Here is a 25,645-nt window from a genome sequence, read left to right on the forward strand (position 1 = left end):
TTATAATTTAATACCATTTTCTCTTAATGCGTCAGCAAATGCTGCAACAACACCATGATAAAGATACCCGTTTCTATCATAAACAACTGTTTCTATACCAGCTGCTTTTAATTTAGAAGCAAACTCAGCTGCAACTTTTACAGCATTCTCTTTATTACCATTTAAACCCATAGCTTGAGAGCTAACAGCTGCTAAAGTTCTACCTTCAACATCGTTGATAGCTTGTGCACTAATGTATTTGTTAGATTTAAAAATTGATACTCTAGGTTTTTCAGCCGTACCAGAAATATTAGCTCTAACTCTTTTTTTTCTTTTGATTCTTAAAGCAACTTTTTTTGCTAAATCTTTTTCTCTACTCATAGTTACACCTTACTTCTTAGCAGTTTTTCCGGCTTTTCTAATGATTTTCTCATCAGAATATTTAACACCTTTACCTTTGTAAGGTTCTGGTTTTCTAAAGCCTCTAATAATTGCAGCAGCCTGACCAACTTGTTGTTTATCTGCACCTTTAACAGTAATTATATTTTTCTCAACAGAGATTTCTAAACCTTTTTGGATCTCAAAATTAATTGGATGAGAATATCCTAAAATTAGTTCTAAAATATTACCTTTTACGGCAGCTTTATAACCAACTCCATTAATCTCTAAAGTTTTTGTGAAACCTTCATGTAAACCATTAATTGCATTCGCAGTTAATGCTCTATAAGTTCCCCAGAATGCCGCTGATTCTTTTGTTTCACCAATTTTAGATAAAACAACTTGACCATTAGCTACTTCTACACAAACTCTTCCATGAGTTTCAACTGTTGAAACACTGTTTCCTTTTTTTACATTAATTACTGTACCATTTACAGTAACTTCAATTCCTGAAGGAATAGCGATAGGTTTTTTACCAATTCTTGACATTACACTCTCCTACCAAACAGTACAAAGTACTTCTCCACCAACATTAGCAGCATACGCTTCATCATTAGCGATAATACCTTTGTTAGTTGAAAGAATAATAGTACCGTACCCATTTTTAAAGTTTTTAATTTCAGAAGCTGGTTTATAAACTCTTCTTCCTGGTTTAGAAACTCTTACAAGTTCGTTAATTACTGATTTTTCATTTTCATCATATTTTAATTCTACTTGAATTGTTTTTTTATTATTTGTTCCATCGATAACTTTGAATCCAGTAATATACTCTTTTTGTAAAAGTACATTCATCACACCAACAACTGTATTTGAGTGTAATAATGTTGCAACTTCTAATCTTCTCATTGCAGCATTTCTAATTCTAGTTAAAGCATCTGCGATTAAATCATTCATCATAGCTTTTTTCTCCTACCAACTAGCTTTTCTAACACCTGGTAATAAACCTTCGTTAGCCATTTTTCTTAAACAAACTCTACATAAACCAAAATCTCTGTAAACAGAGTGTGGTCTTCCACAAACAGAACATCTTGTATATGCTCTTACAGCAAATTTAGGTGTTCTTTGTTGTTTAGCGATCATAGATTTTTTTGCCATTACGCTCTTCCTTTTGTAAATGGAATTCCAATTAATTCAAGTAATCTGAAAGATTCAGCATCACTTGTTGCAGTTGTTGCAATTGAAATATTCATCCCGTGTGTTTTAATGATGTTATCATAAACTACTTCTGGGAACATTAGTTGTTCATCTAGTCCAAAGTTAAAGTTTCCTCTACCATCAAAACCATTTTTATTCAAACCTCTGAAGTCTTTAACTCTTGGTAGTGCAACATTGCATAGTTTGTCTAAGAAATGATACATATTTTCACCTCTTAAAGTTACTTTAACACCAACAGGCATTCCTTCTCTTACTTTAAATCCTGCAACAGATTTTTTAGCAATAACTTTAACCGCTTTTTGACCAGCAATTAAAGAGATTGTATCTTGAATATTTTGGATTAACTTAGTATCTTTCATAGCTTCACCAGCACCAACAGAGATTACAACTTTATCAACTTTAGCTGTTAAAGTTTTATTTTTTGCAAACTCTGCTTCAAGTACAGGTTTAATTTCAGCTTTGTATCTTTCTAATAATCTTGATGCCATCTTACTCACCTTCTACTTTTGCCACATTTGAAATATCAATTGGCATCTCTTTATTTATAAATCCACCATCTGGATTTTTTTCTTGATCAGGTTTAACAGTTTTTTTAGCAACTTTGCAATCTTTCACGATTACTTTGTTAGCTTTTGGTAATACTTTTAAAACTTCTCCAGTTTTACCTTTATCATCACCAGCGATGATTTTTACTGTATCACCTTTTTTTATTTTTAATTTAATAGCCATTATAATACCTCCGGTGCAAGTGAAACGATTTTCATAAAACCTGAATATCTAACTTCTCTGGCAACTGGTCCAAAAATTCTAGTTCCAACAGGCTCTCTTTTTGCATCAAGAATAACTGCTGCATTATCATCAAATCTAATTAATGAACCATTTTCTCTTTGAACTTCTTTATGAGTTCTTACGATTACAGCTTTTACAACTTGACCTTTTTTAATTTTACCAGTTGGTAAAGCTTTTTTAACAGAAGCAACAATAACATCACCAACAGTTGCATATCTTCTTTTAGAACCACCTAAAACTTTGATACACATAATCTCTTTAGCACCTGTATTATCAGCTACATTTAATCTTGTAAAACTTTGAATCATTATTTAACTCCTGTAGCAACGATTGTCTTTAATCTAAAAGATTTAGTTTTTGACAATGGTCTACACTCAACTGCAATAACACTATCACCAACATTTAATTCATTTTTTTCATCATGAATTAAATATTTTTTAAATCTTTTTACAGTTTTGTGATATTTTGGGTGTAAAACTGATCTTGTAACTAAAACAGAAGCTGTTTTGTCACCTGATCTTTTTACTACTACACCTTGAATCTCTCTTTTATGTGTCATACTAGATCCTTAGTTAGCTTTTGATGCAGTAATAGCTGTTTGAATTCTAGCAATATCTTTTTTTGCTACTCTTAATTCAGAAGTGTTTGTTAACTGCATAGTTTTTAGCTTAGCTTTTAATTCAAAAAGAAGCACCTTTTTCTCTTTTAATAACGCTTGTAATTCATTCAAGCTTTTATCTTTAATATCAGTATAGTTCATTTTCGCTATCTCTTGTTACAAATTTAGTTTTAAATGGTAATTTATGCATAGCTAAAGCTAAAGCTTCTCTTGCTAACGCTTCATCAACACCAGCCATCTCAAAACAAATTCTTCCTGGCTTAATGTTCATAACCCATTTATCTACAGAACCTTTACCTTTACCCATTCTTGTTTCAAGTGGTTTTGCAGTAAGTGGTTTGTCAGGGAATACCATAATCCATACTTTTGCTTGTCTTTTTACTTTTCTAGTCATTGCAACCCTAGAAGCTTCGATTTGTCTTGAATCTACTCTTCCATGTTCAACAGCTTTAATTCCGAAATCTCCATAAGCTAAAGAGTTACCTCTATGAGCCTGACCTCTATTTCGGCCTTTCATCATTTTTCTAAATTTTGTTCTTTTAGGCATTAACATAATTATTTACCTCTTTTCTTAGCTGGTCTTCTTTTTGGTTTTGAAGCAGTATCTTCTGATTTTTCAGCAGGAATTCCTTTAGCTAAAACCTCACCTTTGAAAATCCAAACTTTTATACCTATACAACCATAAGCTGTATGAGCTTCAGCAAAACCATAATCAATTCTAGCTCTTAAAGTATGTAATGGAACTCTTCCTTCTAAATACCACTCAGTTCTAGCCATTTCAGCTCCACCAAGTCTTCCAGAAACAGATACTTTAATACCTTTTGCTCCACCTTTTAATGCATTTTGCATTACTCTTTTCATAGCTCTTCTAAATGCTACCCTTCTTTCTAATTGCTGAGCAACATTTTCAGCAGATAATTGAGCTGATATTTGAGGTTTTCTTTCCTCTTTAATATTAACTGCAATCTCTTTTCCTACTAATTTAGATAAAGAATTTTTTAGTTTTTCAACATCCGCACCTTTTTTACCAATGATAATACCAGGTCTTGCAGCAACAACTGTAACTCTTACTTTTTTAGCAGTTCTTTCGATAACTGTTTGAGCAATTCCAGCATAATATAACTCTTTTTTAACAAATTTTCTAATTTTGTCATCTTCAGCTACATTTGCAGGCATTGTTTCAAATTTTGGGAACCATCTTGAATCCCAATTTCTATTAATACCTAATCTTAAACCTATTGGATTAACTTTTTGACCCATTATTTGTCTCCTTTTGTTGCAGCAGCTACTTCAATCATAATATGTGCAGTTGGTTTATGCTTTGGTGAAGCTGAACCTCTTGCTCTTGGAGTAAATCTTTTAAGAACTGGACCTTTATCCACTCTAGCCGATGTGATAACTGCATCAACAGGATCTAAACCAGAATTTGCAACAGCAGAAGCTATTACTTTAGAGATAATTCCAGCAGCTTTATTTGGAGTAAATTGTAAAGATGCTATAGCATACTCTGCATTCATTCCTTGAACTTCTCTTGCAATAAGTCTTGCTTTAATTGGAGAAACTCTAATAAATTTTAATATTGCTCTTGCCATTATTACGCCTTTCTCTGAACAGAACCTTTATGGCCCTTAAACGTTCTAGTTGGTGCAAACTCACCTAATTTATATCCAACATGGTTCTCTGTTACATTTACTGGTACAAAGTTTCTACCATTGTGTACATTGAATGTTAATCCAATCATATCTGGTAATATTGTTGATCTTCTTGACCAAGTTTTAATTGGTTTTTTATCTTTTGAACTATTAGCAGCTACAACTTTTTTTAATAGATGTGAATCCACAAATGGTCCTTTTTTTACTGATCTTGCCATCTTAAACCCTTACTTCTTTCTTCTTGAAATGATTAGTTTATCACTAGCTTTTTTCTTTCTAGTTTTATAACCTTTAGTTGGCATACCCCATGGAGTAACAGGATGTCTTCCAGAGTTAGTTTTACCTTCCCCTCCACCGTGTGGGTGATCAATAGGGTTCATTGCAGATCCTCTAGTTTGAGGTCTAACTCCTAAGTATCTATTTCTACCAGCTTTTCCAACTACCATATTAATATAATCTTCGTTACCAACTACACCGATTGTAGCCATACAAACACCAAGGATTTTTCTCATTTCTCCAGAAGGTAATCTTAAGATAACATATTTATCTTCTCTACCCATAATTTGTGCATATCCACCAGCAGATCTAGCAAACTGTGCACCTTTACCTGGTTTTAACTCAACATTATGAACCATTGTTCCAACTGGAATGTTACTTAATCTCATTGCATTACCTGGTAAAATATCCAATCCACTTTCAGCAGCTTGAACTTTGTCTCCAACTTTTAATCCAGATGGTTGAATAATATATCTTTTATCTCCATCTAAATAAGAAACTAAACAAATTCTGCAGTTTCTATATGGGTCATATTCAACAGTTGCAATTGTACCTTCTACTCCAAATTTATCTCTTTTAAAGTCGATAATTCTATATAGTTTTTTAGCACCTGCTTCTTTGTGTCTTGATGTAATTCTACCATTATTATTTCTACCAGCATTTGCTTTTACTCTTACAAGTAAAGATCTTACTGTTGGTTTTGAAGTAATATCAGAACTCTCAATAACTGACATAAATCTTCTAGCAGGAGTTATTGGTCTAAATTTTTTAATTGCCATTCTTTACTCCTTACGCTGATAGGTTCGCAATAGCTGCGCCTTCTGGTAATGTTACATAGAATTTTTTGAAATCAGCTCTTTTACCAACTTTTCCTCTAAATCTTTTAACTTTACCGTCTTGTCTTAAAGAATTAATTTTTGATGGAGTTACTCCAAAATACTCTTTAAACACCTCTTTTAAACCGTTTTTAGTCATTTTAGGACTTGTTTGAACAACGATTACACCATTTTCTTGAAGCTCAATTGTTTTTTCTGTATATAAAATTGATTTAATATCTGTAATATCTGCCATCTTAAGCCTCTTTAGTTAATACTTCTAGTACTGATTTTTCAATTAGTACAGAGTGGTAAACTGCAATTAAGTAAGCATTTACTTCTTGCTTTTCAACCATATAACAGTTTTTAATATTTCTAAATGATAAATAAGTTTTTTCATCAATTGTATCAACAACAATTAATGTATCTCTTTTATTTAATTTATTTAAAACTGCAACTGCATCTTTAGTTTTACCTGATTCAACTTTAAATGAATCTACAACAAAAAGTGAACCATTATTAGCTTGTGCATTTAAAGCATATTTAAGTGCTAAAGCTTTTTGTTTTTTATTTACTTTTTGATCATAGTTTCTTTTAGTAGGTCCAAAAGCTTGTCCCCCACCAACAAATAAAGGAGATCTTTTAGAACCCCATCTAGCAGCACCACTACCTTTTTGAGCTTTAGGTTTTTTACCACCACCACTCACTTCAGCTCTAGTTTTTGCTCTAGCAGTATTTGCTCTTAAAGAAGCTAAATATGATTTAACATATAAATATAAGTTATGTTGATTAATTTCTTCATAACTTGCTGGTAAAACTACTTCACCATTATTTTCAAATTTTTCATTTAATACTATTGCTTTACTCATTTAGCAACCTTTACTTTACCTAATGTTCCATTTGCACCAGATACTGAACCTTTTAATACTAAAATTCTAGTTTCAGCATCAAATGAAATGATTTCATTTTTTACAGATACATTTGTATTTCCGTATTGTCCTGGCATTTTTTTACCTGGTTGAACTCTTCCTGGAAATTCACAGTTACCAATTGAACCTGTTCTTTTTCCCATTCTGTGTCCGTGAGAACCTCTACCACCAGCAAAATTCCATCTTTTTACAGCACCAGAGAAACCTCTACCTTTTGTTTTAAAAGTTGTTTTAACTACTTTAGCAACACCCAAACCAGAAACATCTAAATCTCCAGCTTCTGCATTAGCTACAGTAATTGTTGCAAATCTATTAAACTCTTTAGATAGATTGTATTTTTTTTGTTGTCCCTCGATAGCTTTGTTATTTTTTTTACCATTGCTATAAGATACAAGTGCTACACCATCAGTAACTTGACATACCTTTGTATCAAGAACTTTTAAAAGTGTAACCGCTGTACTAGGAACAGATACTGTTCTACTCATACCGATTTTTTGAACTATAAATTCCATCTTGTATTACCCTTTCTTATTATTCTTGACCCATTGATCTTACTTCAACATCAACTTCAGGAGCTAAGTCTAGTTTCATTAATGAATCAACAGTGTCTGCAGTTGCAGAGATGATGTCAATCATTCTTGAATGAACTCTAATTTCAAATTGCTCTCTTGAATCTTTGTTTACGTGAGGACCTTTGATAACTGTATATCTTCTGATTTTTGTAGGAAGAGGAATAGGACCTCTTAAATCAGCACCAGTTCTTTTAACAGCTTCAACTATTGAAGCAACACTTCTGTCTAAAACTCTATGATCATAAGCTTTAAGCTTTAATCTGATTTTTTCCATATATTTTTTCCTTTAAAGAACTCGTTAGACACCAAAAAATGGCTCTAACCACATTAAGTGGACGCGGATTATAACTTAAATTGTGTTAAATGTCAATATTTATGGGTGTTTTAGAAAAATATTTATAAATTTATTTCCTTATACAAAGGAATAAAATATCAATTAAGAGCTTAATTAAGTTTAATTTTATATTTCTCAATTAACTCCTTTTTTAAATAAATATTGTATTGTTTCATAATTTTAGTTTAATAAGGAGTTATTAAATGAAACGAGATATTATAATAATTGGTGCTGGAATTATGGGCTTAACTACAGCCTATGAACTTATAAAAACAGGTAGGAAAGTTACAATTATAGATGAACATGATATTACAAATTCAACTTCTTTTGGAAATGCAGGTTTATTATCTGCTTTTGACAAAGGTCCACTTGCAAATCCAGGAATTGTATTTAATACATTAAAACTTATGATTAAAGGTGAATCACCTGTAAATATACATCCAACTTTAGATATAAATATATATAAATGGTTATGGAAATTTATAAATAGTGCAAATAAAGATAGATTAAAAAGAACCCTTGCTTTATTTGAAAAGTATGGTCATATATCAAATAATAGTTATGAAAATATGCAAAAAATTGATGGACTAGATTTAGATTTCCATAGAAAAGGTATGTTATCAGTTTTTACAGAACAAAAAAGTTATAATAAAAAACTACTTGATTATACAGTTAAAAATGATGATATTTTTGAGATTATTGAAAAAAATAGAATTAAAGATTTTATACCTTGTGTTACAGATGATGTAAAAGGAGCTATTTATTTTAAAAGAAATACTCATTTTGATCCTAAAAGAACTATATTAGAACTAAAAAGATATTTAAAAGAAAATGGAGTTGAATTTATATTAAATGAACGAATTTCAAATATTACTTATTCTGATACAAAAATAGAATCAATTAGTTCTGCTCTAAATACTTATGAAGCTGATACATATATCCTATCAACTGGTTATCAAACTAATTTAGTAAATAAATTAAAACAAAATCTTATGATGACTCCAGCAAAAGGATATAGTATTACCTTTAATATGCCAAAAGAGTTACAACCAATTACATCAACACTATTTTCTGATTTATTTATTGTTATGACACCAAGAAGAGATGATGTAAGAATTACATCAAAATTAGAAATAGGTTCTACAAATCATAAAATAGTAAAAAAACAAATAGAAAGTATAAAAGAAAATTTTAAAAAATACACTATTCCTTTTGATATGGAAAATATGCTTGAATGGACTGGCTTTAGACCATTAACACCCAATGATATGCCTTTAATTGGAAGAGACGAAAAATATAAAAATTTAATTTATGGAATGGGATTAGGATGGCTTGGAATGACATTTGGTCCAGCTCTTGCTTCTATATTAAAAGATTTGATTGTAAATAATTTAGAAAACAAAAATTCTGATGATATTCTTTTATTTTCTGGATTCTATCAAGGTAAATATTAAGAGTAGTAAAATTTCTACTCTTTATATTTCATCACCACAATTAAAACAATACCCTAAACCTTTTATACTATCTTTATGACAATTTTGACACTCTATTTTTAACTCATTCTTACAACAAGGGCAATAATTCATATTTATATAATCAACTCTAGTTCCACAACTATTACAAAGATTTCTACTATAAGATTCAATGATTGATATTTTACTATTTTTTAGTTTTTCATTATCATCTTTAAATCTTTTTTGTATTTTTACTATTACAAAAATAAAAAACAATATAGCAATTGCAATGGCAAAATAATAAACAATAAAAGGTATTTCTAAATTATAAAAAAACATTAAAAGTTTTTCTATAAAAATCTTTGGAATAAAAATATTTATCAAACTCAAAAGTGAAATCAAAGTTGGTATTAAAGTAACAACTAAAAGATTTTTAAAAATAATATATAAAATATATCTATCTTTTTTTAGATAGTTTTTCATCATATAGAGGAAAATCAAAACCAAAGGTATTAAAAATAACAAAATCACCAATTCATATTTAATAGAATAATATTTTTCGCTATTTTCTATATCTTCTAAAATAATATTTTTATTTGAATCAATATATAAATTAAATTCTTTTACAAAACTATTTTCCTTAAAGCTATTGTATAAATCTTCTTTTTGTTTTGTTAGTTTTTCTAATTCTAATGAGAAATTATCATATTTATCTTTAATATTCTTAGCTGTTAAATCTCCTTCAATAATCGACTTATCAACATCTTGATTACTTAGTTTTTCAAATAATATAGTGTTGTAATTGTCCTTTAAATATGAAATTTGATTATTTAATTCATAAGATTTATTTGATATTTCTTCATTTGTCTTTTTCAATAATTTTACATCTATATTATCTTTTATAAAATCTATTTTCTCATAAATTAAATTACATCTATTATCAACTTCTAAATCTTTTATATTTTGGTATTTTGAAGAATAATTTTTGGGATTGTATATATAGTTGTTAAAATCATCAACTTTTGAATTGTAAGCAAAAATATCTCTACAATCATATGGAAATTTTGTACTTGGATTATTTAAAACTTGTGTTTGAAAGTCTATACCTTGATAAAGTATAGTTAAAATAAAAATATCCAAAATAGCCAAAGCTAAAATGGTGATTTTCGATAATTTTTCTTTTCCTTTATATATAAAATTATTTATAAAAAAGTTTTTAATAATAGATTTCAAAGTAATTCCTAATATTTTTAATTTGACTATTGTACTTTAAATATCTTTACAATTTATAAAAAATCTATAAAGAGAGAATAAACTCTCTTTATTTCTAAATATTCTTAAAACTCCATTTTCAAAGATATTACAACACTTCTAGGATCCCCTAATCTATTTGAACCACTCCAATAAACTTCATCAGTTAAATTTTGTACATTTAAGTTAAAAGTTGTAGGGTATTTATCTATTTTTGTTTTATATCTAAATCCTACATCATAAGCTGTATAGCTTGGTAAAACATCTGTATTAAGAGCATTTGCATATCTTTTCCCAGTATAATATGCTCCACCAGATATTGTTAAACCTTTAAGCATAGGAATATTATATTCTGTATATAGTTTTGCCATTTTTGTAGCAGCTTCAGTTGGTTTCTTCCCTTCAATAGCTTTATTACTATGTTTCTCAACGCCTAAATCCATATATGTACCACCAGCAATTAAAGTTAAATTTTCTGTAACTTTACCAGTAATTCCAAGTTCAATGCCTTGATGTATTTGTTCTCCATCTTGAGTTAAAGTTGGTTTTGGTGTTGTTGTATTATCTGCATATTGATTTGCTTTTTCTATTCTAAAGAATGAAGTAGTCAATAAAGCTCTTTCATCAAATAAACTATATTTTGCTCCAATTTCATATTGTTTACTTTTATAAGGATCTAAAATTTCACCTTCGTTTTTATAAAAGCTTCCAACTATTGTCCCAGCTTCTAAACCTTCAATATAAGTAGCATAAGTTGTTAAATTTTCAATAGGTTTATAAATAAGAGATAAATTTGGAGTTAATTCTGATTTATCATATTTTGTATTAGCCGAATAATCTTTACTTATAGCAGTTGCATAGTTTACTCCTACTAAAGCACTCCATTGCTCATTAAATACAATATCATCACCAATTAATATATTTTTATATTGAGTTTGACTAATTGGTTTTCTTGGTTGTGTTCCTACTGATTGATATCCATCATAACTAACTCCATCTTTAATCCAATCTGGTTCAGATAAATTTTTATATTCATTAAATGACATAGCATTTGGTATATCAAAATACAATCCAGAATCAGCAGATTGGAAAAGTTTGCTAGAATTTAAAGAATACCCAACAGTTAAAGTATGATTTATACTTCCTGTATCAAATTTTGAATCTAAATATACATTTGCTCCATAATTTTTATTTTTACTCCAAGCACCCTTTGAAAAATTTGATGTGTTTTGTACAAGATTATCACTATAAGAGATGAACCCCAGAGTCCCTCTTCCTTTTTGTTCTTCATACATTGCATTTGTTCTTAAAGTAAAAATATCATTTATATCCCATCTTATATTATTTGCTATATTATGTGAATTTGATTCATGATTTACCCAATCAGGTGAATATACTTTATTTGAAGTAATATTTGAACGATTAGTATATGGAGCAGCATTAAATATAGCATTTGCACCTTTACTGTAAATATCTTTATAAGCATATTTTATATCTGTATAAAAATTATCCGTAGGTTTCCAATCAAATACTAAGCTAATTGCTTTTTGTTCAGTATCAACTTGAGTTGGTAATTTTCCATCTTGATATAAAGCATTTACTCTATATCCAAAAGTATGATTTTCATTGAACTGTCCACCTAAATCAATATGTCCATAATATGATTCGTTTCCATAACTTCCAATAGTTACATTTCTTAAATCTTTTGTTGTTGGTTTTTTAGTTATATAATTTACTGCTCCTCCAACTCTTCCTCCACCATATAAAAATGCTGTTGCTCCACTGATGATTTCAACTCTTTCTATATCTTGCATCATCACACTATTTGTACCATTCCCAGCATAAGAAATACCATCAACTATTGGATTTTGTATATTAAATCCTCTTATAACAACTGTTGCTACATCTCCACCAGTTGTTCCATAGGGTGTTCTTTCTTGTGTTGTTGGATTTTTTCTAAATATTTGATTCATATTTGAAGAAATAGAGTTTTCAATTAAATCTTTTGAGATGATACTCATTGAGTATGGAGTATCTTGTAGTTTTCTATCATTCCAAATACCGATTCCAGATGTTTCATCTACAAGGTAGCCTGAATCAGCAGAACCATTTTTATAATTAGAACTAGAAACAGAAATCTCATCTAAAACAGTAGTATTACCAAAGTTTTGATATTTTGGTTTTTCTATTATGTAAATTATGCTATCTTCTTGAATTGCTTTTAAATCATTTGGATTTAGTACACTATTTAAACTATCTAATACCGTACCCCCCCCCGAAACTTAACTTTTCTGAATCTACTATTTTATTCTTCAAATCTTTTGATTTTGAAATATATGTTACATTATATTTCTTTACTATATTCTCTACTGCTTCTTGCAAACTTATCTCTTTTGCATTTAACATTGTTCCACTTAACATCATTGATGCTAAAACTGATATGAAAATCTTTCTTTTCATCTTCTAATCCTTTGTATTAATTTTGAGAATTTGTTTCTCTATATAGTAAGACGATTTAAATGAAAAAAATGGACAATTTTTACAAAAGAATTTTTAAATTTGTTAGTTAGAGTTACTTTTAGTAACAATTATTAGTAAATAATCCTGTTTTAAATTTTTTATTGCTATTAGTTATATTTAAAAAAATAGTCATAAAATGTAATAAAACTTCTTTAAAAAAAAGAGTTAAAAAATAAATTATGTAAATAAATTTAATAAAAAGTATAGAGTAACTTCTTTTGAATAAAACTCAATCTTTCAGAAGATAGATAAAAGATAAATTATGTAAATAAAATTTAAAGAAGGTGTTTAAATATGTTTAATTGTGTTGAGAAGGAAGAAATAGAATAAAAAAAAGCCTTCCCTAAAATACTAGAAGAAGTAACTTAGGAAAGGCATTTGTAAAAAGAATACTCAAAGAGTTAGCGGTGACCTACGTTTCCACAAGGGGACCCTGCAGTATTATCGGCGATGAAGTGCTTGACTACCAGGTTCGGAATGGGGACTGGGTATTTCCACTTCTCTGTAACCACTAACAAAGTTGAGTAGTAAAAGCAAATAAAAAGTGAATTATTCATTTTCCATTTTTAACTTTTCATTTAAAAGCTTTGCTCTTAATACTCAACTCAAATATAGAGTTTAGATAAAGATAATGTTAAAGTCTTTTTGTATTTCATATAAAAACTAATGTAAACACAATTATTAAGTATTGTATACTTAATAAGATAGTAAACCAAAGAAATAAAAATAAGCCAAACGTTCTATTAGTACTGGTCAGCTAAACGCCTTACAACGCTTACACATCCAGCCTATCAACCAGCTAGTCTTGCTGGGAACTTCAGGGAAAGTTCATCTTAGAGTTGGCTTCGAGCTTAGATGCTTTCAGCTCTTATCACATCCGTACGTAGCTACCCAACGATGCTCTTGGCAGAACAATTGGTACACTAGTGGTACGTTCATCCCGGTCCTCTCGTACTAGGGACAAATCTCTTCAACTTTCCTACGCCCACGGAAGATAGGGACCGAACTGTCTCACGACGTTCTGAACCCAGCTCGCGTACCGCTTTAAATGGCGAACAGCCATACCCTTGGGACCGACTACAGCCCCAGGATGCGATGAGCCGACATCGAGGTGCCAAACCTCCCCGTCGATGTGAGCTCTTGGGGGAGATCAGCCTGTTATCCCCGGCGTACCTTTTATCCTTTGAGCGATGGCCCTTCCACGCAGAACCACCGGATCACTATGACCGACTTTCGTCTCTGTTCGACTTGTAGGTCTCACAGTCAAGCTAGTTTATGCCATTATACTCAACAAGCGATTTCCATCCGCTTTGAACTAACCTTTGTAAGCCTCCGTTACTATTTAGGAGGCGACCGCCCCAGTCAAACTACCCACCAGACATTGTCCTGATACAAGATAATTGTACGCAGTTAGTAACTCAAATATTCAAGGGTGGTATCTCAAGGATGGCTCCGACTCTACTGGCGTCTAGTCATCATAGCCTCCCACCTATCCTGCACATGAATATCCAAGCTACAGTGTCAAGCTGTAGTAAAGGTGCACGGGGTCTTTCCGTCTTTCCGCGGGTAGGAGGAATTTTCACCTCCACTACAATTTCACTGGATCCCTCTTTGAGACAGCTCCCATCTCGTTACGCCATTCATGCAGGTCGGTATTTAACCGACAAGGAATTTCGCTACCTTAGGACCGTTATAGTTACGGCCGCCGTTTACTCGGGCTTCAATCAAATGCTTCGCTTGCGCTGACATCATCAGTTAACCTTCGAGCACCGGGCAGGCGTCACACCTTATACATCCACTTACGTGTTAGCAAAGTGCTGTGTTTTTGGTAAACAGTCGGGAGGGACTCTTTGTTGCAACCTCTTTGGCTTTTTGAAGCAAGTTCATATACCAAAGTAGGCACACCTTATACCGAAGATACGGTGCTATTTTGCAGAGTTCCTTAAAGAGGGTTCTTCCACGCGCCTTAGAATACTCATCCCACCCACCTGTGTCGGTTTACGGTACGGGCAACATATAATATACTTAGTGGCTTTTCTTGGCACGACAGTATCATCGATTCTCCATCTCCTCCGAAGAGTGTCAAGAGCCTGTAAGATCTCGGTCTAATGTTAAGCGGATTTGCCTACTTAACAACCTACGTCCTTCGAGCCACTATTCCATCAGTGACCTCGATTAACTCTATGCGTCCCCACATCGCGCTTATATGTTGGTATTGAAATATTAATCAATTTGCCATCGTCTACCCCTTTCGGACTCGACTTAGGTCCCGACTAACCCTACGATGACGAGCATCGCGTAGGAAACCTTGGGTTTTCGGCGTTAAGGATTCTCACCTTAATTATCGCTACTCATGCCTGCATGCTCACTTCTATCCGCTCCAACGCTCCTTACCGGTACATCTTCTACGCTGAATAGAACGCTCTCCTACCACTCAATTAAAAATTGAATCTAAAGCTTCGGTGTACATCTTAGCCCCGTTATATTTTCCGCGCAGAATCACTAGACCAGTGAGCTGTTACGCTTTCTTTAAAGGATGGCTGCTTCTAAGCCAACCTCCTGGTTGTCACAGTAACTCCACATCGTTTTCCACTTAGATGTAACTTAGGGACCTTAGCTGTTAGTCTGGGTTGTTCCCCTCTCGACGATTGATTTTATCACCCACCGCCTGACTCCTGTGATTCCACATATAGTATTCATAGTTTGATAGGGTTTGGTACCGCGGTAAGCAGCCCTAGCCCATTCAGTGCTCTACCCCTATATGCTACAACACAAGGCTATACCTAAATATATTTCGGAGAGAACCAGCTATCACGAAGTTTGATTGGCCTTTCACCCCTATCCACAAGTCATCCCAAGACTTTTCAACGTCAGCGGGTTCGGTCCTCCACTGGCTCTTACACCAGCTTCAACCTGCTCATGGATAGATCACTTCGTTTCGGGTCTGCAGCTAGTGACTATGGCGCCCTATTAAGACTCGCTTTCGCTACGGCTTCGTACTTGACTTAACCTTGCCACTAACCACAACTCGCAGGCTCATTATGCAAAAGGCAGTCCATCACCCTGATAAATCATAGGGCTCTGAATGATTGTAAGCTAATGGTTTCAGGTTCTATTTCACTCTGCTCGCTGCAGTACTTTTCACCTTTCCCTCACGGTACTTGTTCACTATCGATCTGTAAGTAGTATTTAGGATTGGAGGGTGGTCCCCCCAGCTTCAGTCAAAATATCACGTGTTCCGACCTACTCAGGATACTATTAAAATTATTGATGATTTAAATTACAGGAGTTTCACCTTCTATGCTACACTTTTCCAAGTATTTCATCTATCATCTTTAATTCATATTATAGTCCTACAACCCCCAATACAAGTATTGGGTTTGTCCTTGTCCGCGTTCGCTCGCCGCTACTTACGGAATCTCTTTTGATTTCTCTTCCTCTAGCTACTGAGATGTTTCACTTCACTAGGTTCGCTCCCCGTAGGGTAATATAACTCTCATTATACTGGGTTGCCCCATTCAGAAATCCACGGATCAACGCTCTTTGGCAACTCCCCGTGGCTTATCGCAGCCTAATACGTCTTTCATCGCCTCTTACAGTCTAGGCATCCACCATTAGCCCTTAATAGCTTATTAATAAATAACTCTTTCAAGTTATTTGCCTTTAAAGTATTAAAAATTAATTTAATACTTTTAGTTTGATAATATTCTTTGGCTACTATCTTATTAAATATATTTATATTTAATAATTTAGTTGTGTTCTATCTATAGTTTTATAATAAATTTAATTTATCACAAATTATTGATATGAAATTTTTTTATTTAAAATTATTTAACTCTACTACAATAAAAAACTCTCATCTTTTATCTTCATATTATTATTTAATCTTACGAAAAAATTTTAAAGACTTTAACATTATATTTTTAAATATCATACTACTTAAAATAACTAAAGTTATCTTAGTAATGTTTTCTAGTTTTAAAAACCAGATATAAACTTTTAATCTATAAAAGCTTATATCTAATTTTTAAATATTAGTTTATATATATGGTGGAGAATAGCGGGATCGAACCGCTGACCTCCTGCGTGCAAAGCAGGCGCTCTCCCAGCTGAGCTAATTCCCCAACAAAACTCTTAATTCTAATATCTCTATTAAAAGTAAAGATTATTTAATGGTGGGCCTATCAGGACTTGAACCTGAGACCTCACGATTATCAGTCGAGCGCTCTAGCCAGCTGAGCTATAGGCCCATTCACCTATATATATTTATTCAAATAATCTTTATAAACCGAACATATATTGTTAATTGTTTTTTTCTTATTCTATGTATTAAGAATCAAATCTTAATACACTTCTCTGAAAGGAGGTGATCCAACCGCAGGTTCTCCTACGGTTACCTTGTTACGACTTCACCCCAGTCGCTGAATCCACTGTGGAAGGTAGCTACTTTAGCATCCCCGCTTCGAATGAGTTCAACTCCCATGGTGTGACGGGCGGTGAGTACAAGACCCGGGAACGTATTCACCGTAGCATAGCTGATCTACGATTACTAGCGATTCCAACTTCATGTAGTCGAGTTGCAGACTACAATCCGAACTGGGAAGTATTTTATAAGATTTGCTCCACATCACTGTATCGCTGCTCTTTGTATACTCCATTGTAGCACGTGTGTAGCCCTGGACGTAAGGGCCATGATGACTTGACGTCATCCTCACCTTCCTCCTACTTGCGTAGGCAGTCTCGTTAGAGTTCTCAGCCGAACTGTTAGCAACTAACGACGAGGGTTGCGCTCGTTGCGGGACTTAACCCAACATCTCACGACACGAGCTGACGACAGCCGTGCAGCACCTGTATGCAAGTTTCTGCAAGCAGACACTAATCTATCTCTAAATCATTCTTACTATGTCAAGTCCAGGTAAGGTTCTTCGTGTATCGTCGAATTAAACCACATGCTCCACCGCTTGTGCGGGTCCCCGTCTATTCCTTTGAGTTTTAATCTTGCGACCGTACTCCCCAGGCGGTACACTTAATGTGTTAACTGCATTACTGCAAGATCTAGTCTCACAACAACTAGTGTACATCGTTTAGGGCGTGGACTACCAGGGTATCTAATCCTGTTTGCTCCCCACGCTTTCGCATCTCAGCGTCAATAATGTTCCAGTAGATCGCCTTCGCAATCGGTATTCCTTCTGATCTCTACGGATTTTACCCCTACACCAGAAATTCCATCTACCTCTCCCACATTCTAGATTAACAGTTTTCAAAGCAGTTCTATAGTTAAGCTATAGGATTTCACTTCAAACTTATCAATCCGCCTACATGCTCTTTACGCCCAGTGATTCCGAGTAACGCTTGCACCCCCCGTATTACCGCGGCTGCTGGCACGGAGTTAGCCGGTGCTTATTCATATAATACCGTCATCATCTTCTTATATAAAAGGAGTTTACGCACCGAAATGTGTCATCCTCCACGCGGCGTTGCTGCATCAGACTTTCGTCCATTGTGCAATATTCCCCACTGCTGCCTCCCGTAGGAGTCTGGACCGTGTCTCAGTTCCAGTGTGACTGATCATCCTCTCAAACCAGTTATGCGTCATTGTCTTGGTAGGCCATTACCCCACCAACTAACTGATACAATACAGGCCAATCTCTTACCAATAAATCTTTCCCTTACAAACTTTTGTTTATAAGGAATATAAGGTATTAGCAAACGTTTCCATTTGTTATCCCTTAGTAAGAGGCATATTACCTATACATTACTCACCCGTGCGCCACTTAGCTGACAGTTATAACAAGTTATAACCCGTTCTCGTTCGACTTGCATGTGTTAAGCACGCCGCCAGCGTTCACTCTGAGCCAGGATCAAACTCTCCATAAATTTACAATGAAAAATAAAAAACTACAAATTAAAAATTACATTTTAATTTACATTCTAAATTCTATCACTCTTTATAGTGTTTGAAACTGACATATTCCATAATTACTCTCTTTTAAACTATATATCTATCTCTAAACATATAACTCTCTATTAAGTTAGTTACAAAATTATCACTCAAGTTATAGACAAGTATTTCAAATAATATCTATTCCTATCTCTAGGTTAAATATTACTACTTGTACAAATTTTCTTTTAACATATATATTCGGTTTACAAAGATTACCCTCTCTAAACCTATCAAACTTTAAAGATCTCAACCTTCCCAGCTGTCTGGTCAAATTGGACGGGAATTATAATAGCTTTTTTCTTATTTGTCAAGAGGTTTCTATTAATTCTGGCTTAAATTTCAAATTTTATTTTTTGTAAACATTTATTTTACAATTTTTAGGTAGAATTCTAGAGTTTTTATACGTTTATATATAGGAGTTATAGACAAAATGAGTGCATCTATTTTTAGGGAATATGATATAAGAGGAATATTTGAAAAAGAGTTAAATGAAGATATAGTAAAGAAAATTGGTTATTACTTAGCTAAAGCTTTACAAAAAAAAGTTCCAAATGCTGTTTACATGGCTGTTGGTTATGATGCAAGACTTCATTCACCAACTTTAAGAGACTGGTTAAGTTCTGGAATAAATAAAGCAGGTTTAAAAGTTTTAGATATGGGACTTGTACCAACACCTGCAAACTATTTTGCAAATTTTACTGATTTCGATGGTTTAAAATGTGATGGTTCAGTAATGATAACGGGTAGTCATAATCCTCCTGAATACAATGGATTTAAAATTACTTTAAATAAAGACCCATTTTTTGGTGAAGATATTTATGCTTTGGGAAGAGAAATTTTAGCGGATAATACTATTATTGAAGATAATGAAGAAACTATTTTGATTGATTCTAAAAATAGATATATAGATTATATAGTAAAAAGTTTTTCTCACTTAAAACTTGAAAATAAAAAATTTGTTTTTGATTGTGGTAATGGTGTTGCAGGAGTTGTTTTAAGAGAAATTCTTGACAAATTAAATATTAAATACAAAATTTTATTTGAAAAGCCAGATGGAAATTTTCCAAATCACCATCCAGATCCAAGTGACGAACATACTTTAGAAGATATTAAAAAAGAATTAGAAACTAAAGAATTTGATTTTGGATTTGCTTACGATGGAGATGCAGATAGAATTGCCCTACTTTCACAAAAGTATAACTTTAAAGGTGATATTTTAGCAATATTCTTTTCAAGATTTATTGATAATCCAACTGTAATTGGTGAAGTAAAATGTTCACAAGTTATGTATGATACTATCAACTCTTATGGAAAAGCTATAATGTACAAAACTGGGCATTCAAACTTAAAAGTGAAAATAAAAGAAACAAATGCTGATTTTGCAGCTGAAGTTTCTGGTCATTTATTCTTTAATGATAGATATTTTGGTTATGATGACGCTATTTATGCAACATTTAGAGCTTTAGAATTAATTGACCAAGGTTTTGATTTTGATAAAGAATATGAAACTTTACCAAAAGTTTACTCAACACCAGAAATAAATATAACAGTAACTGAAGATACAAAGTTTAAAATCATAGAAGATTTAAAAGATGCATTAAAAAATCCACCTGCAGATTTTCCAAAAATTAAAGATATTATAACTGTTGATGGAATTAGAGTTATATTTGAAAAAGGTTGGGGACTAGTAAGAGCTAGTAATACTACACCAAAATTAGTTACAAGATTTGAAGCAGATACAAAAGAGAATGCAAAAATCTATGAAGAAGTTTTAATAAATCTATTTAATAAGTTAGAAGGAAAATAAAATGAGTAATACAAATAATCCAATTAAAAAATGTCTATTCCCAGCTGCAGGTTATGGAACAAGATTCTTACCAGCAACAAAAGCAACACCAAAAGAGATGTTACCAGTTTTAACAAAACCTCTTATTCAATATGGAGTTGAAGAAGCACTAGCTGCTGGAATTGAAAATATGTCTATCGTAACAGGTCGTGGGAAAAGAGCTATTGAAGACCACTTTGATATATCATATGAGCTTGAACACCAAATAAAAGGAACTAGTAAAGAACATTATTTAACAGAAATTCGTTCAGTAATTACAAAATGTACTTTTTCATATACTAGACAAATAGAGATGAAAGGTTTAGGTCATGCAATTCTATGTGGAGAAAATCTAATAGGAAATCAACCTTTTGCCGTTTTACTAGCAGATGATTTGTGTGATGCAGCAACAAAGGGTGTTTTATCTCAAATGGTTGATTTATATAAAAAGTATAATTGTTCTATTGTTGCTATTGAAGAGATACCAAAAGAAGATACAAATAAATATGGGGTAATTGCTGGAAATGAGATAGAACCAGGAATTTTTATGGTAAAGGATATGGTTGAGAAACCTGAACCAGAAGTTGCTCCATCAAATTTAGCTATTATCGGAAGATATATATTAACTCCTGATATTTTTGATATTATAAGAGAAACAAAACCAGGAAAAGGTGGAGAAATTCAAATAACAGATGCCCTTTTAACTCAAGCTAAAAAAGGAATGGTTTTAGCATATAAATTTGAGGGTCAAAGATTTGACTGCGGAAGTATTGATGGGTTTGTAAAAGCTACAAATTACTTTTATGACAAATCTATAAAAGAAATAAAACAAGAGAAGAAAGATAACGGGAAAAAATAGTGAAAAATAATCTATACTATCCAAAAATATCTCTAAGCGACGAAGATATTTTTTTAGAGATAAAAAAAGAGCGTGAAGAGATAGGTTACTATTCTTTACCTTATTGCGATACAAATAATATAAAGAATGAACTTAATAAACTTGATTTCAAACAAAAGAATATTGCTATAATTGGGATTGGTGGAAGTACGTTAGGTACTTTTGCCATATACAATTTCTTAAAATATCACAAACAAAAAAATAAATCTCTAAAAAAAGAAATTTTTTTCTTTGAAAGCACAGATCCAGTAAACTTAAACGGAACTATTTCTCAGTTCAATTTAGAAGATACTTTATTTATAGTTATATCAAAATCTGGAACTACAATAGAAACAGTTTCTATTTTTAAATATCTTATGTCTATTACAAAAATAGATAAATCAAATCTTTTAGTAATAACAGAAGATGACAGTAAATTAAACACTTTTGCAAAAACAAATGAGATAAAAACTTTTGATATTCCCAAAAATGTTGGTGGAAGATTTTCAGTTTTATCAAATGTTGGATTGGTTCCACTATATTTAGCTGGTTTTGATATAGATGAACTTTTAAAAGGTGCTAGACATATATCAACTTCATTTTTTGAACAATATGAGCTTTATACTCACTTAATAAAAAAAGCTAGAACTTACTATGAATACAAAGATGTTTATAATATAAATGCAGTTTTTTCATACTCTCAACTTTTAGAAGGATTTAATAAATGGTATATTCAGCTTTGGGGTGAAAGTTTAGGTAAAATAGATGCAAACAGTACAAATCAAGGTTTAACTCCTATTGGGTTACTGGGACCAGTTGATCAACACTCATTTTTACAACTAATCGTTGAAGGAAAACGTGATAAAACAGTAACTTTTATAAAAATTAAAGATTTTAAGGATGATACAAAAATAGCTCCTACAACTTTGCAAGGTTTAGAAGAGTTAGACTATATAAATAATCTTGATTTTAAAAAACTTATAAACCTTCAAGCAGATGCAACTATTGCATCAGTTAAAGAGTATAAAAAAGATATTCCAATAGATTTAATAGAAATTGAAGATATAAGTGAATTTGAGATAGGGAAACTTTTATTTTACTATGAATTACTAACTTCTATTGTTGGTAAATTTTTAAGAATAAATACTTATGATCAACCTGGAGTTGAGGGTGGTAAAATTATCCTAAAAGAGATGTTGAAAAAGAAAAATTAAAAAATGGAACATATATTTTCAAGTTTAATTCCAATTTTTTCTCTAATTGTGATTGGTTACTTATTTAAAAGAATAAGTTTCCCATCACACGAATTTTGGCCAATGGCAGATAAACTCACTTACTATATTTTAATGCCCGCACTTTTAATATATACTCTATCAAAAGCTAAATTTGAACAAAATAGTATAACTTTTATATTTGTTTCTATTTTAGCAATTTTTATAACAATGCTTATATTGATGATATTTAATAAACTAAGTCCTACACAAAATAGTTCATTTACTTCTATTGTACAAGGGGGAATAAGATTTAACACTTATGTATTTTTAGCATTAAGCGGTTCAATATTTGGTTCAAATGGCTTAGTTTTATCAGCAATTATCATCACTTTTGCTATTCCTATTTTAAATGTTTTTTGTATAACAATCTTTGCTTTATACTCAAACAATAGCAAAATTGATTTTATATATTTAATTAAATCCATTATTAAAAATCCTTTGATAATCTCTTGTATTTTAGGAGCTTTAATAAACTTTTCAGAAGTAGCAGTTCCAATTAGTATAGAAAATTTACTTAAAATTTTAAGTAGTGCAGCTCTTCCTTTAGGACTTCTATCTATTGGTTATACTTTAGTTTTAAAAGAGATTGGAAGTGCAAAAAAAGATTTATCTGTTACTATGATAGCAAAATTCATAATTTTACCTATTATTATGTACTTTTTAGCAATTACTTTTGAACTTGATAATTTAATGATTTCAATTTTGGTTTTATTTGCTATTATGCCAACTGCACCTAGTTCTTTTATACTTGCACGTCAATTAAATGGTGATTTGCCTTTAATGACATCAATAATAACTGTACAAACAATATTGGCCGCAATATTTTTAATAATTTTTTTAAACTACTTTAATTAAAATTTATCATTTGATAATATATAATACTTGATTTTAGAATAAGAGCTTTATTAATATATTGTTAAAAAAATATAGTATATCATAAATTTTAATCCCCTAAAAGCTCTCATTTACTATATCATTTCCTTTGTGTTGAACTATATCTAAAATTTGTCACAATTCTGTCACAATTTTAATTTTTATAAATATCTTAAATCATTTTTATAAAAATATCTACTATAAGTTTAATAGCCAAAAGTGTAAGTAGTATTTTTAAAATGATTGTAAATTTTTTACCATCTACTAAATTTCTCGCTCTTGTTCCAACAAAACTTCCCAAAACTGCACCAAAAATCATAGCTAAAATAATCCAAATATAATCAAAAAATACAAATCCAAAATATATAAAAACAGCAACTTTAAGAAAATGAGTTATAGTCATCAAAGCTGCTCCAGTTGCTACAACCTTATCTTTATCATTATAATCTTTAAATAAAAGTGTCATAGTAAGTGGTCCCGTGGCACCTACCACCATAGAAAGTCCTGTTTGAAAAAACCCAGCAAGATAGTAGTTTTCATATCTTTTTATCTTTTGATTAAATTTTTGACTCCACAAAGATAGTAAAATATAAACTCCAATAAACAATGGAACATAATCAAGTGAGATAAAACTTAGAATTCCTGCAAAAAGCCCTATTCCTAAAATTGAACCTATCAAAAATTTAGGAATTATTTCATATTGAATATCTTTATATCCAAAAAAAGCTCTACTCAAATTGCTTGAAACTTGTGTAAGTCCATGAACTGGGATAAGAGCATTCAAGGGTAGAAAAGAAGGTAATATAGCTATTAACATCATTCCACCTCCAATACCAACAACTGCTGCAATAATTGAAGTTAAAAATGTGATGCTTCCTAATAATAACTCTGTCATAAATATTTACCTTAAAAAAATATTATGTAAAAATATCAAATTAAGGCTTTATTATTGAAATGTAGTTATAATTTATTAAAAAAAAAAGGAAGATATTATGAAAATATTACTTATTGTTACTATATTTTTATCAAATTATTTGTTTGCAAATTATATCTATACAGATCAAAATAGTGGAAAAATAGATATGCATGGTGGCAAAAAAGAGAATTTATTAAATCAAAAAAATAGTATTTCAAATATAAATCAAATTGGAATCGTAAAACCACTTGAGCCCAAAAAACCAAATGAACCAGAAAATTTAATAAAAGAAGATAAAAAAATAAAAAAGGAAGATAAAAAATAATGGCAAAAAGATATAAATTTATCTCTTGGAATGTAAATGGAATAAGAGCAGTTGATAAAAAAGAAGCTCTAAAATGGGTTGATGAAGCAAATATTGATTTACTTGGAGTTCAAGAAACAAAATCACAAAAGAGTCAAATTCCAAAGTCTATATTCAACAAAGAATTCTCTTTTACAACAGCTAGTGAATCAAAAATAAAAGGAAGAAGTGGAACAGCACTATTTTGCGATATTACTACAACTTTTGAATGTACTTGTCCAACAGTAGATATTTTAGATGAAGGAAGAATAAATGAAGTTCATTTTTCTTTAGGAAAAAAAAATATTGCATTTTTTAATGTATATTTTCCAAATGGTCAAAGTAGTCAAGAAAGACTAGATTATAAAATGGAATTTTATGATAGATTTTTAGAACATTGTGAAAATCTAAAAAAAGATGGAAAATCAATAATAGTTTGTGGTGATGTAAATACTGCACATACTGAAATTGACATTGCAAGACCAAAAGCAAATGAAAAGACAAGTGGATTTTTAAAAATAGAAAGGGATTGGATAACAAAATTTTTAAATCATGGATATGTAGACACTTTTAGACTTATAAATGGTGATTTAAAAGATAAATACTCATGGTGGAGTTATCGAGCAAATGCTAGAGCAAACAATGTAGGTTGGAGAATTGATTACTTCTATGTAAGTGAAGATTTAAAAGATTTTGTAAAAGATGCTTATATTTTAGATAATATTGAAGGAAGTGACCATTGTCCTATTGGACTTGAAATAGAAATATAGTCATTGATTTAAATCATTTATTAGGTTTTTGAATTAGGAT

The 25,645-nt window shown here is 31.3% G+C and carries 29 protein-coding genes, 2 tRNA genes and 3 rRNA genes; 7 read left to right on the forward strand and 27 right to left on the reverse strand.

Annotated features, from left to right (window positions below; translation table 11 throughout):
- Genes rplR through rpsJ form a run of 18 tightly spaced genes read right to left on the reverse strand, consistent with a single transcriptional unit; the run spans position 1 to position 7,498 of the window.
- Positions 1-360: a 50S ribosomal protein L18 gene (gene rplR / locus ACNSOS_RS03160; RefSeq protein ID WP_418185916.1), complete on the reverse strand. Its 360-nt coding sequence runs from the start codon at positions 358-360 to the stop codon at positions 1-3.
- Positions 361-369: 9 nt separating this feature from the next.
- A complete protein-coding gene (gene rplF, locus ACNSOS_RS03165) occupies positions 370-906 on the reverse strand; it encodes a 50S ribosomal protein L6 (RefSeq protein WP_418185917.1) in 537 nt (178 codons plus the stop codon).
- A gap of 9 nt (positions 907-915) precedes the next feature.
- Complete coding sequence (gene rpsH / locus ACNSOS_RS03170; protein ID WP_113894984.1) at positions 916-1,314, reverse strand: 30S ribosomal protein S8; 399 nt, start codon at positions 1,312-1,314, stop codon at positions 916-918.
- Positions 1,315-1,326: 12 nt separating this feature from the next.
- On the reverse strand, positions 1,327-1,512 hold the full coding sequence (locus tag ACNSOS_RS03175) for a type Z 30S ribosomal protein S14 (RefSeq protein ID WP_004510833.1): 186 nt from the start codon (positions 1,510-1,512) through the stop codon (positions 1,327-1,329).
- Positions 1,512-2,060: a 50S ribosomal protein L5 gene (rplE, locus tag ACNSOS_RS03180; RefSeq protein WP_113894983.1), complete on the reverse strand. Its 549-nt coding sequence runs from the start codon at positions 2,058-2,060 to the stop codon at positions 1,512-1,514. The genes ACNSOS_RS03175 and rplE overlap by 1 nt, the downstream gene beginning before the upstream one ends.
- Position 2,061: 1 nt before the next feature.
- Positions 2,062-2,301 carry a 50S ribosomal protein L24 gene (gene rplX, locus ACNSOS_RS03185; RefSeq protein ID WP_113894982.1) on the reverse strand — a complete coding sequence of 80 codons (240 nt, stop codon included), beginning with the start codon at positions 2,299-2,301 and terminating at the stop codon, positions 2,062-2,064.
- Positions 2,301-2,669: a 50S ribosomal protein L14 gene (gene rplN / locus ACNSOS_RS03190; protein ID WP_024776088.1), complete on the reverse strand. Its 369-nt coding sequence runs from the start codon at positions 2,667-2,669 to the stop codon at positions 2,301-2,303. The genes rplX and rplN overlap by 1 nt, the downstream gene beginning before the upstream one ends.
- Positions 2,669-2,920: a 30S ribosomal protein S17 gene (gene rpsQ, locus ACNSOS_RS03195; RefSeq protein ID WP_113894981.1), complete on the reverse strand. Its 252-nt coding sequence runs from the start codon at positions 2,918-2,920 to the stop codon at positions 2,669-2,671. The genes rplN and rpsQ overlap by 1 nt, the downstream gene beginning before the upstream one ends.
- Before the next feature lie 9 nt (positions 2,921-2,929).
- Entirely contained in the window at positions 2,930-3,121 is a 192-nt protein-coding gene (rpmC, locus tag ACNSOS_RS03200; protein ID WP_113894980.1) for a 50S ribosomal protein L29, read from the reverse strand.
- The gene (rplP, locus tag ACNSOS_RS03205) at positions 3,108-3,533 is read right to left on the reverse strand and encodes a 50S ribosomal protein L16 (protein ID WP_026803523.1); all 426 of its coding nucleotides are present in this window, start codon (positions 3,531-3,533) and stop codon (positions 3,108-3,110) included. Before rplP ends, rpmC begins: the two co-directional genes overlap by 14 nt.
- A gap of 2 nt (positions 3,534-3,535) precedes the next feature.
- Positions 3,536-4,240 carry a 30S ribosomal protein S3 gene (gene rpsC, locus ACNSOS_RS03210; RefSeq protein ID WP_113894979.1) on the reverse strand — a complete coding sequence of 235 codons (705 nt, stop codon included), beginning with the start codon at positions 4,238-4,240 and terminating at the stop codon, positions 3,536-3,538.
- Positions 4,240-4,572, reverse strand: coding sequence for a 50S ribosomal protein L22 (rplV, locus tag ACNSOS_RS03215; protein ID WP_026803521.1), 333 nt, complete (start codon positions 4,570-4,572; stop codon positions 4,240-4,242). The genes rpsC and rplV overlap by 1 nt, the downstream gene beginning before the upstream one ends.
- 2 nt (positions 4,573-4,574) lie before the next feature.
- The gene (gene rpsS / locus ACNSOS_RS03220) at positions 4,575-4,850 is read right to left on the reverse strand and encodes a 30S ribosomal protein S19 (RefSeq protein ID WP_113894978.1); all 276 of its coding nucleotides are present in this window, start codon (positions 4,848-4,850) and stop codon (positions 4,575-4,577) included.
- A gap of 9 nt (positions 4,851-4,859) precedes the next feature.
- The gene (gene rplB / locus ACNSOS_RS03225) at positions 4,860-5,687 is read right to left on the reverse strand and encodes a 50S ribosomal protein L2 (RefSeq protein WP_113894977.1); all 828 of its coding nucleotides are present in this window, start codon (positions 5,685-5,687) and stop codon (positions 4,860-4,862) included.
- 10 nt (positions 5,688-5,697) lie between these two features.
- The gene (locus ACNSOS_RS03230; RefSeq protein WP_113894976.1) at positions 5,698-5,979 is read right to left on the reverse strand and encodes a 50S ribosomal protein L23; all 282 of its coding nucleotides are present in this window, start codon (positions 5,977-5,979) and stop codon (positions 5,698-5,700) included.
- Between the two features lies 1 nt (position 5,980).
- A complete protein-coding gene (rplD, locus tag ACNSOS_RS03235) occupies positions 5,981-6,592 on the reverse strand; it encodes a 50S ribosomal protein L4 (protein ID WP_113894975.1) in 612 nt (203 codons plus the stop codon).
- Entirely contained in the window at positions 6,589-7,164 is a 576-nt protein-coding gene (rplC, locus tag ACNSOS_RS03240) for a 50S ribosomal protein L3 (RefSeq protein WP_418185918.1), read from the reverse strand. The genes rplD and rplC overlap by 4 nt, the downstream gene beginning before the upstream one ends.
- A gap of 19 nt (positions 7,165-7,183) precedes the next feature.
- Positions 7,184-7,498: a 30S ribosomal protein S10 gene (gene rpsJ / locus ACNSOS_RS03245; protein ID WP_026803515.1), complete on the reverse strand. Its 315-nt coding sequence runs from the start codon at positions 7,496-7,498 to the stop codon at positions 7,184-7,186.
- A 263-nt stretch (positions 7,499-7,761) separates the two neighbouring features.
- Between rpsJ and ACNSOS_RS03250 the strand changes: the two genes are divergently transcribed.
- A complete protein-coding gene (locus tag ACNSOS_RS03250; RefSeq protein ID WP_418185919.1) occupies positions 7,762-9,012 on the forward strand; it encodes an NAD(P)/FAD-dependent oxidoreductase in 1,251 nt (416 codons plus the stop codon).
- Positions 9,013-9,033: 21 nt separating this feature from the next.
- Here ACNSOS_RS03250 and ACNSOS_RS03255 read toward each other — a convergent pair whose 3' ends face one another.
- The 8 genes from ACNSOS_RS03255 to ACNSOS_RS03290 form a co-directional block, all read right to left on the reverse strand.
- A complete protein-coding gene (locus tag ACNSOS_RS03255) occupies positions 9,034-10,245 on the reverse strand; it encodes an ABC transporter permease (RefSeq protein WP_418185920.1) in 1,212 nt (403 codons plus the stop codon).
- A gap of 104 nt (positions 10,246-10,349) precedes the next feature.
- Positions 10,350-12,284, reverse strand: a complete 1,935-nt coding sequence (locus ACNSOS_RS03260) for a TonB-dependent siderophore receptor (protein WP_418185921.1) — start codon at positions 12,282-12,284, stop codon at positions 10,350-10,352.
- Between the two features lie 232 nt (positions 12,285-12,516).
- Entirely contained in the window at positions 12,517-12,723 is a 207-nt protein-coding gene (locus ACNSOS_RS03265) for a hypothetical protein (protein WP_418185922.1), read from the reverse strand.
- Between the two features lie 459 nt (positions 12,724-13,182).
- A 5S ribosomal RNA gene (gene rrf / locus ACNSOS_RS03270) occupies positions 13,183-13,299 on the reverse strand.
- Positions 13,300-13,505: 206 nt separating this feature from the next.
- Positions 13,506-16,418, reverse strand: a 23S ribosomal RNA gene (locus ACNSOS_RS03275).
- 413 nt (positions 16,419-16,831) lie between these two features.
- Positions 16,832-16,907, reverse strand: a tRNA-Ala gene (locus ACNSOS_RS03280).
- A gap of 49 nt (positions 16,908-16,956) precedes the next feature.
- Positions 16,957-17,033: transfer RNA gene (locus ACNSOS_RS03285), tRNA-Ile, on the reverse strand.
- A gap of 109 nt (positions 17,034-17,142) precedes the next feature.
- Positions 17,143-18,660, reverse strand: a 16S ribosomal RNA gene (locus ACNSOS_RS03290).
- Together the 16S, 23S and 5S rRNA genes with 2 tRNA genes alongside form the textbook arrangement of a ribosomal RNA operon.
- A 497-nt stretch (positions 18,661-19,157) precedes the next feature.
- Between ACNSOS_RS03290 and ACNSOS_RS03295 the strand changes: the two genes are divergently transcribed.
- The 4 genes from ACNSOS_RS03295 to ACNSOS_RS03310 are packed head-to-tail and all read left to right on the forward strand — an operon-like array spanning position 19,158 to position 23,558.
- Positions 19,158-20,534, forward strand: coding sequence for a phosphomannomutase/phosphoglucomutase (locus ACNSOS_RS03295; protein ID WP_418185923.1), 1,377 nt, complete (start codon positions 19,158-19,160; stop codon positions 20,532-20,534).
- A gap of 1 nt (position 20,535) precedes the next feature.
- The gene (galU, locus tag ACNSOS_RS03300) at positions 20,536-21,411 is read left to right on the forward strand and encodes a UTP--glucose-1-phosphate uridylyltransferase GalU (RefSeq protein ID WP_418185924.1); all 876 of its coding nucleotides are present in this window, start codon (positions 20,536-20,538) and stop codon (positions 21,409-21,411) included.
- Positions 21,411-22,643, forward strand: coding sequence for a glucose-6-phosphate isomerase (locus tag ACNSOS_RS03305; protein ID WP_418185925.1), 1,233 nt, complete (start codon positions 21,411-21,413; stop codon positions 22,641-22,643). Before galU ends, ACNSOS_RS03305 begins: the two co-directional genes overlap by 1 nt.
- 3 nt (positions 22,644-22,646) lie before the next feature.
- Positions 22,647-23,558 (forward strand): AEC family transporter, encoded by a 912-nt coding sequence (locus ACNSOS_RS03310; protein ID WP_418185926.1) that lies wholly within the window; start codon positions 22,647-22,649, stop codon positions 23,556-23,558.
- A 190-nt stretch (positions 23,559-23,748) separates the two neighbouring features.
- On the opposite strand, the gene ACNSOS_RS03315 is transcribed toward ACNSOS_RS03310, so the two are convergent.
- Entirely contained in the window at positions 23,749-24,471 is a 723-nt protein-coding gene (locus tag ACNSOS_RS03315) for a sulfite exporter TauE/SafE family protein (RefSeq protein WP_418185927.1), read from the reverse strand.
- Between the two features lie 97 nt (positions 24,472-24,568).
- On the opposite strand from ACNSOS_RS03315, the gene ACNSOS_RS03320 reads away from it, so the two are divergent.
- Together ACNSOS_RS03320 and ACNSOS_RS03325 are read left to right on the forward strand one after the other, a co-directional pair.
- Entirely contained in the window at positions 24,569-24,817 is a 249-nt protein-coding gene (locus ACNSOS_RS03320) for a hypothetical protein (protein WP_113895376.1), read from the forward strand.
- The gene (locus ACNSOS_RS03325; protein ID WP_418185928.1) at positions 24,817-25,605 is read left to right on the forward strand and encodes an exodeoxyribonuclease III; all 789 of its coding nucleotides are present in this window, start codon (positions 24,817-24,819) and stop codon (positions 25,603-25,605) included. Before ACNSOS_RS03320 ends, ACNSOS_RS03325 begins: the two co-directional genes overlap by 1 nt.
- Positions 25,606-25,645: the final 40 nt, after the last annotated feature.

It is taken from the genome of Aliarcobacter vitoriensis (genome assembly GCF_048320235.1).
Classification (GTDB): domain Bacteria; phylum Campylobacterota; class Campylobacteria; order Campylobacterales; family Arcobacteraceae; genus Aliarcobacter; species Aliarcobacter vitoriensis.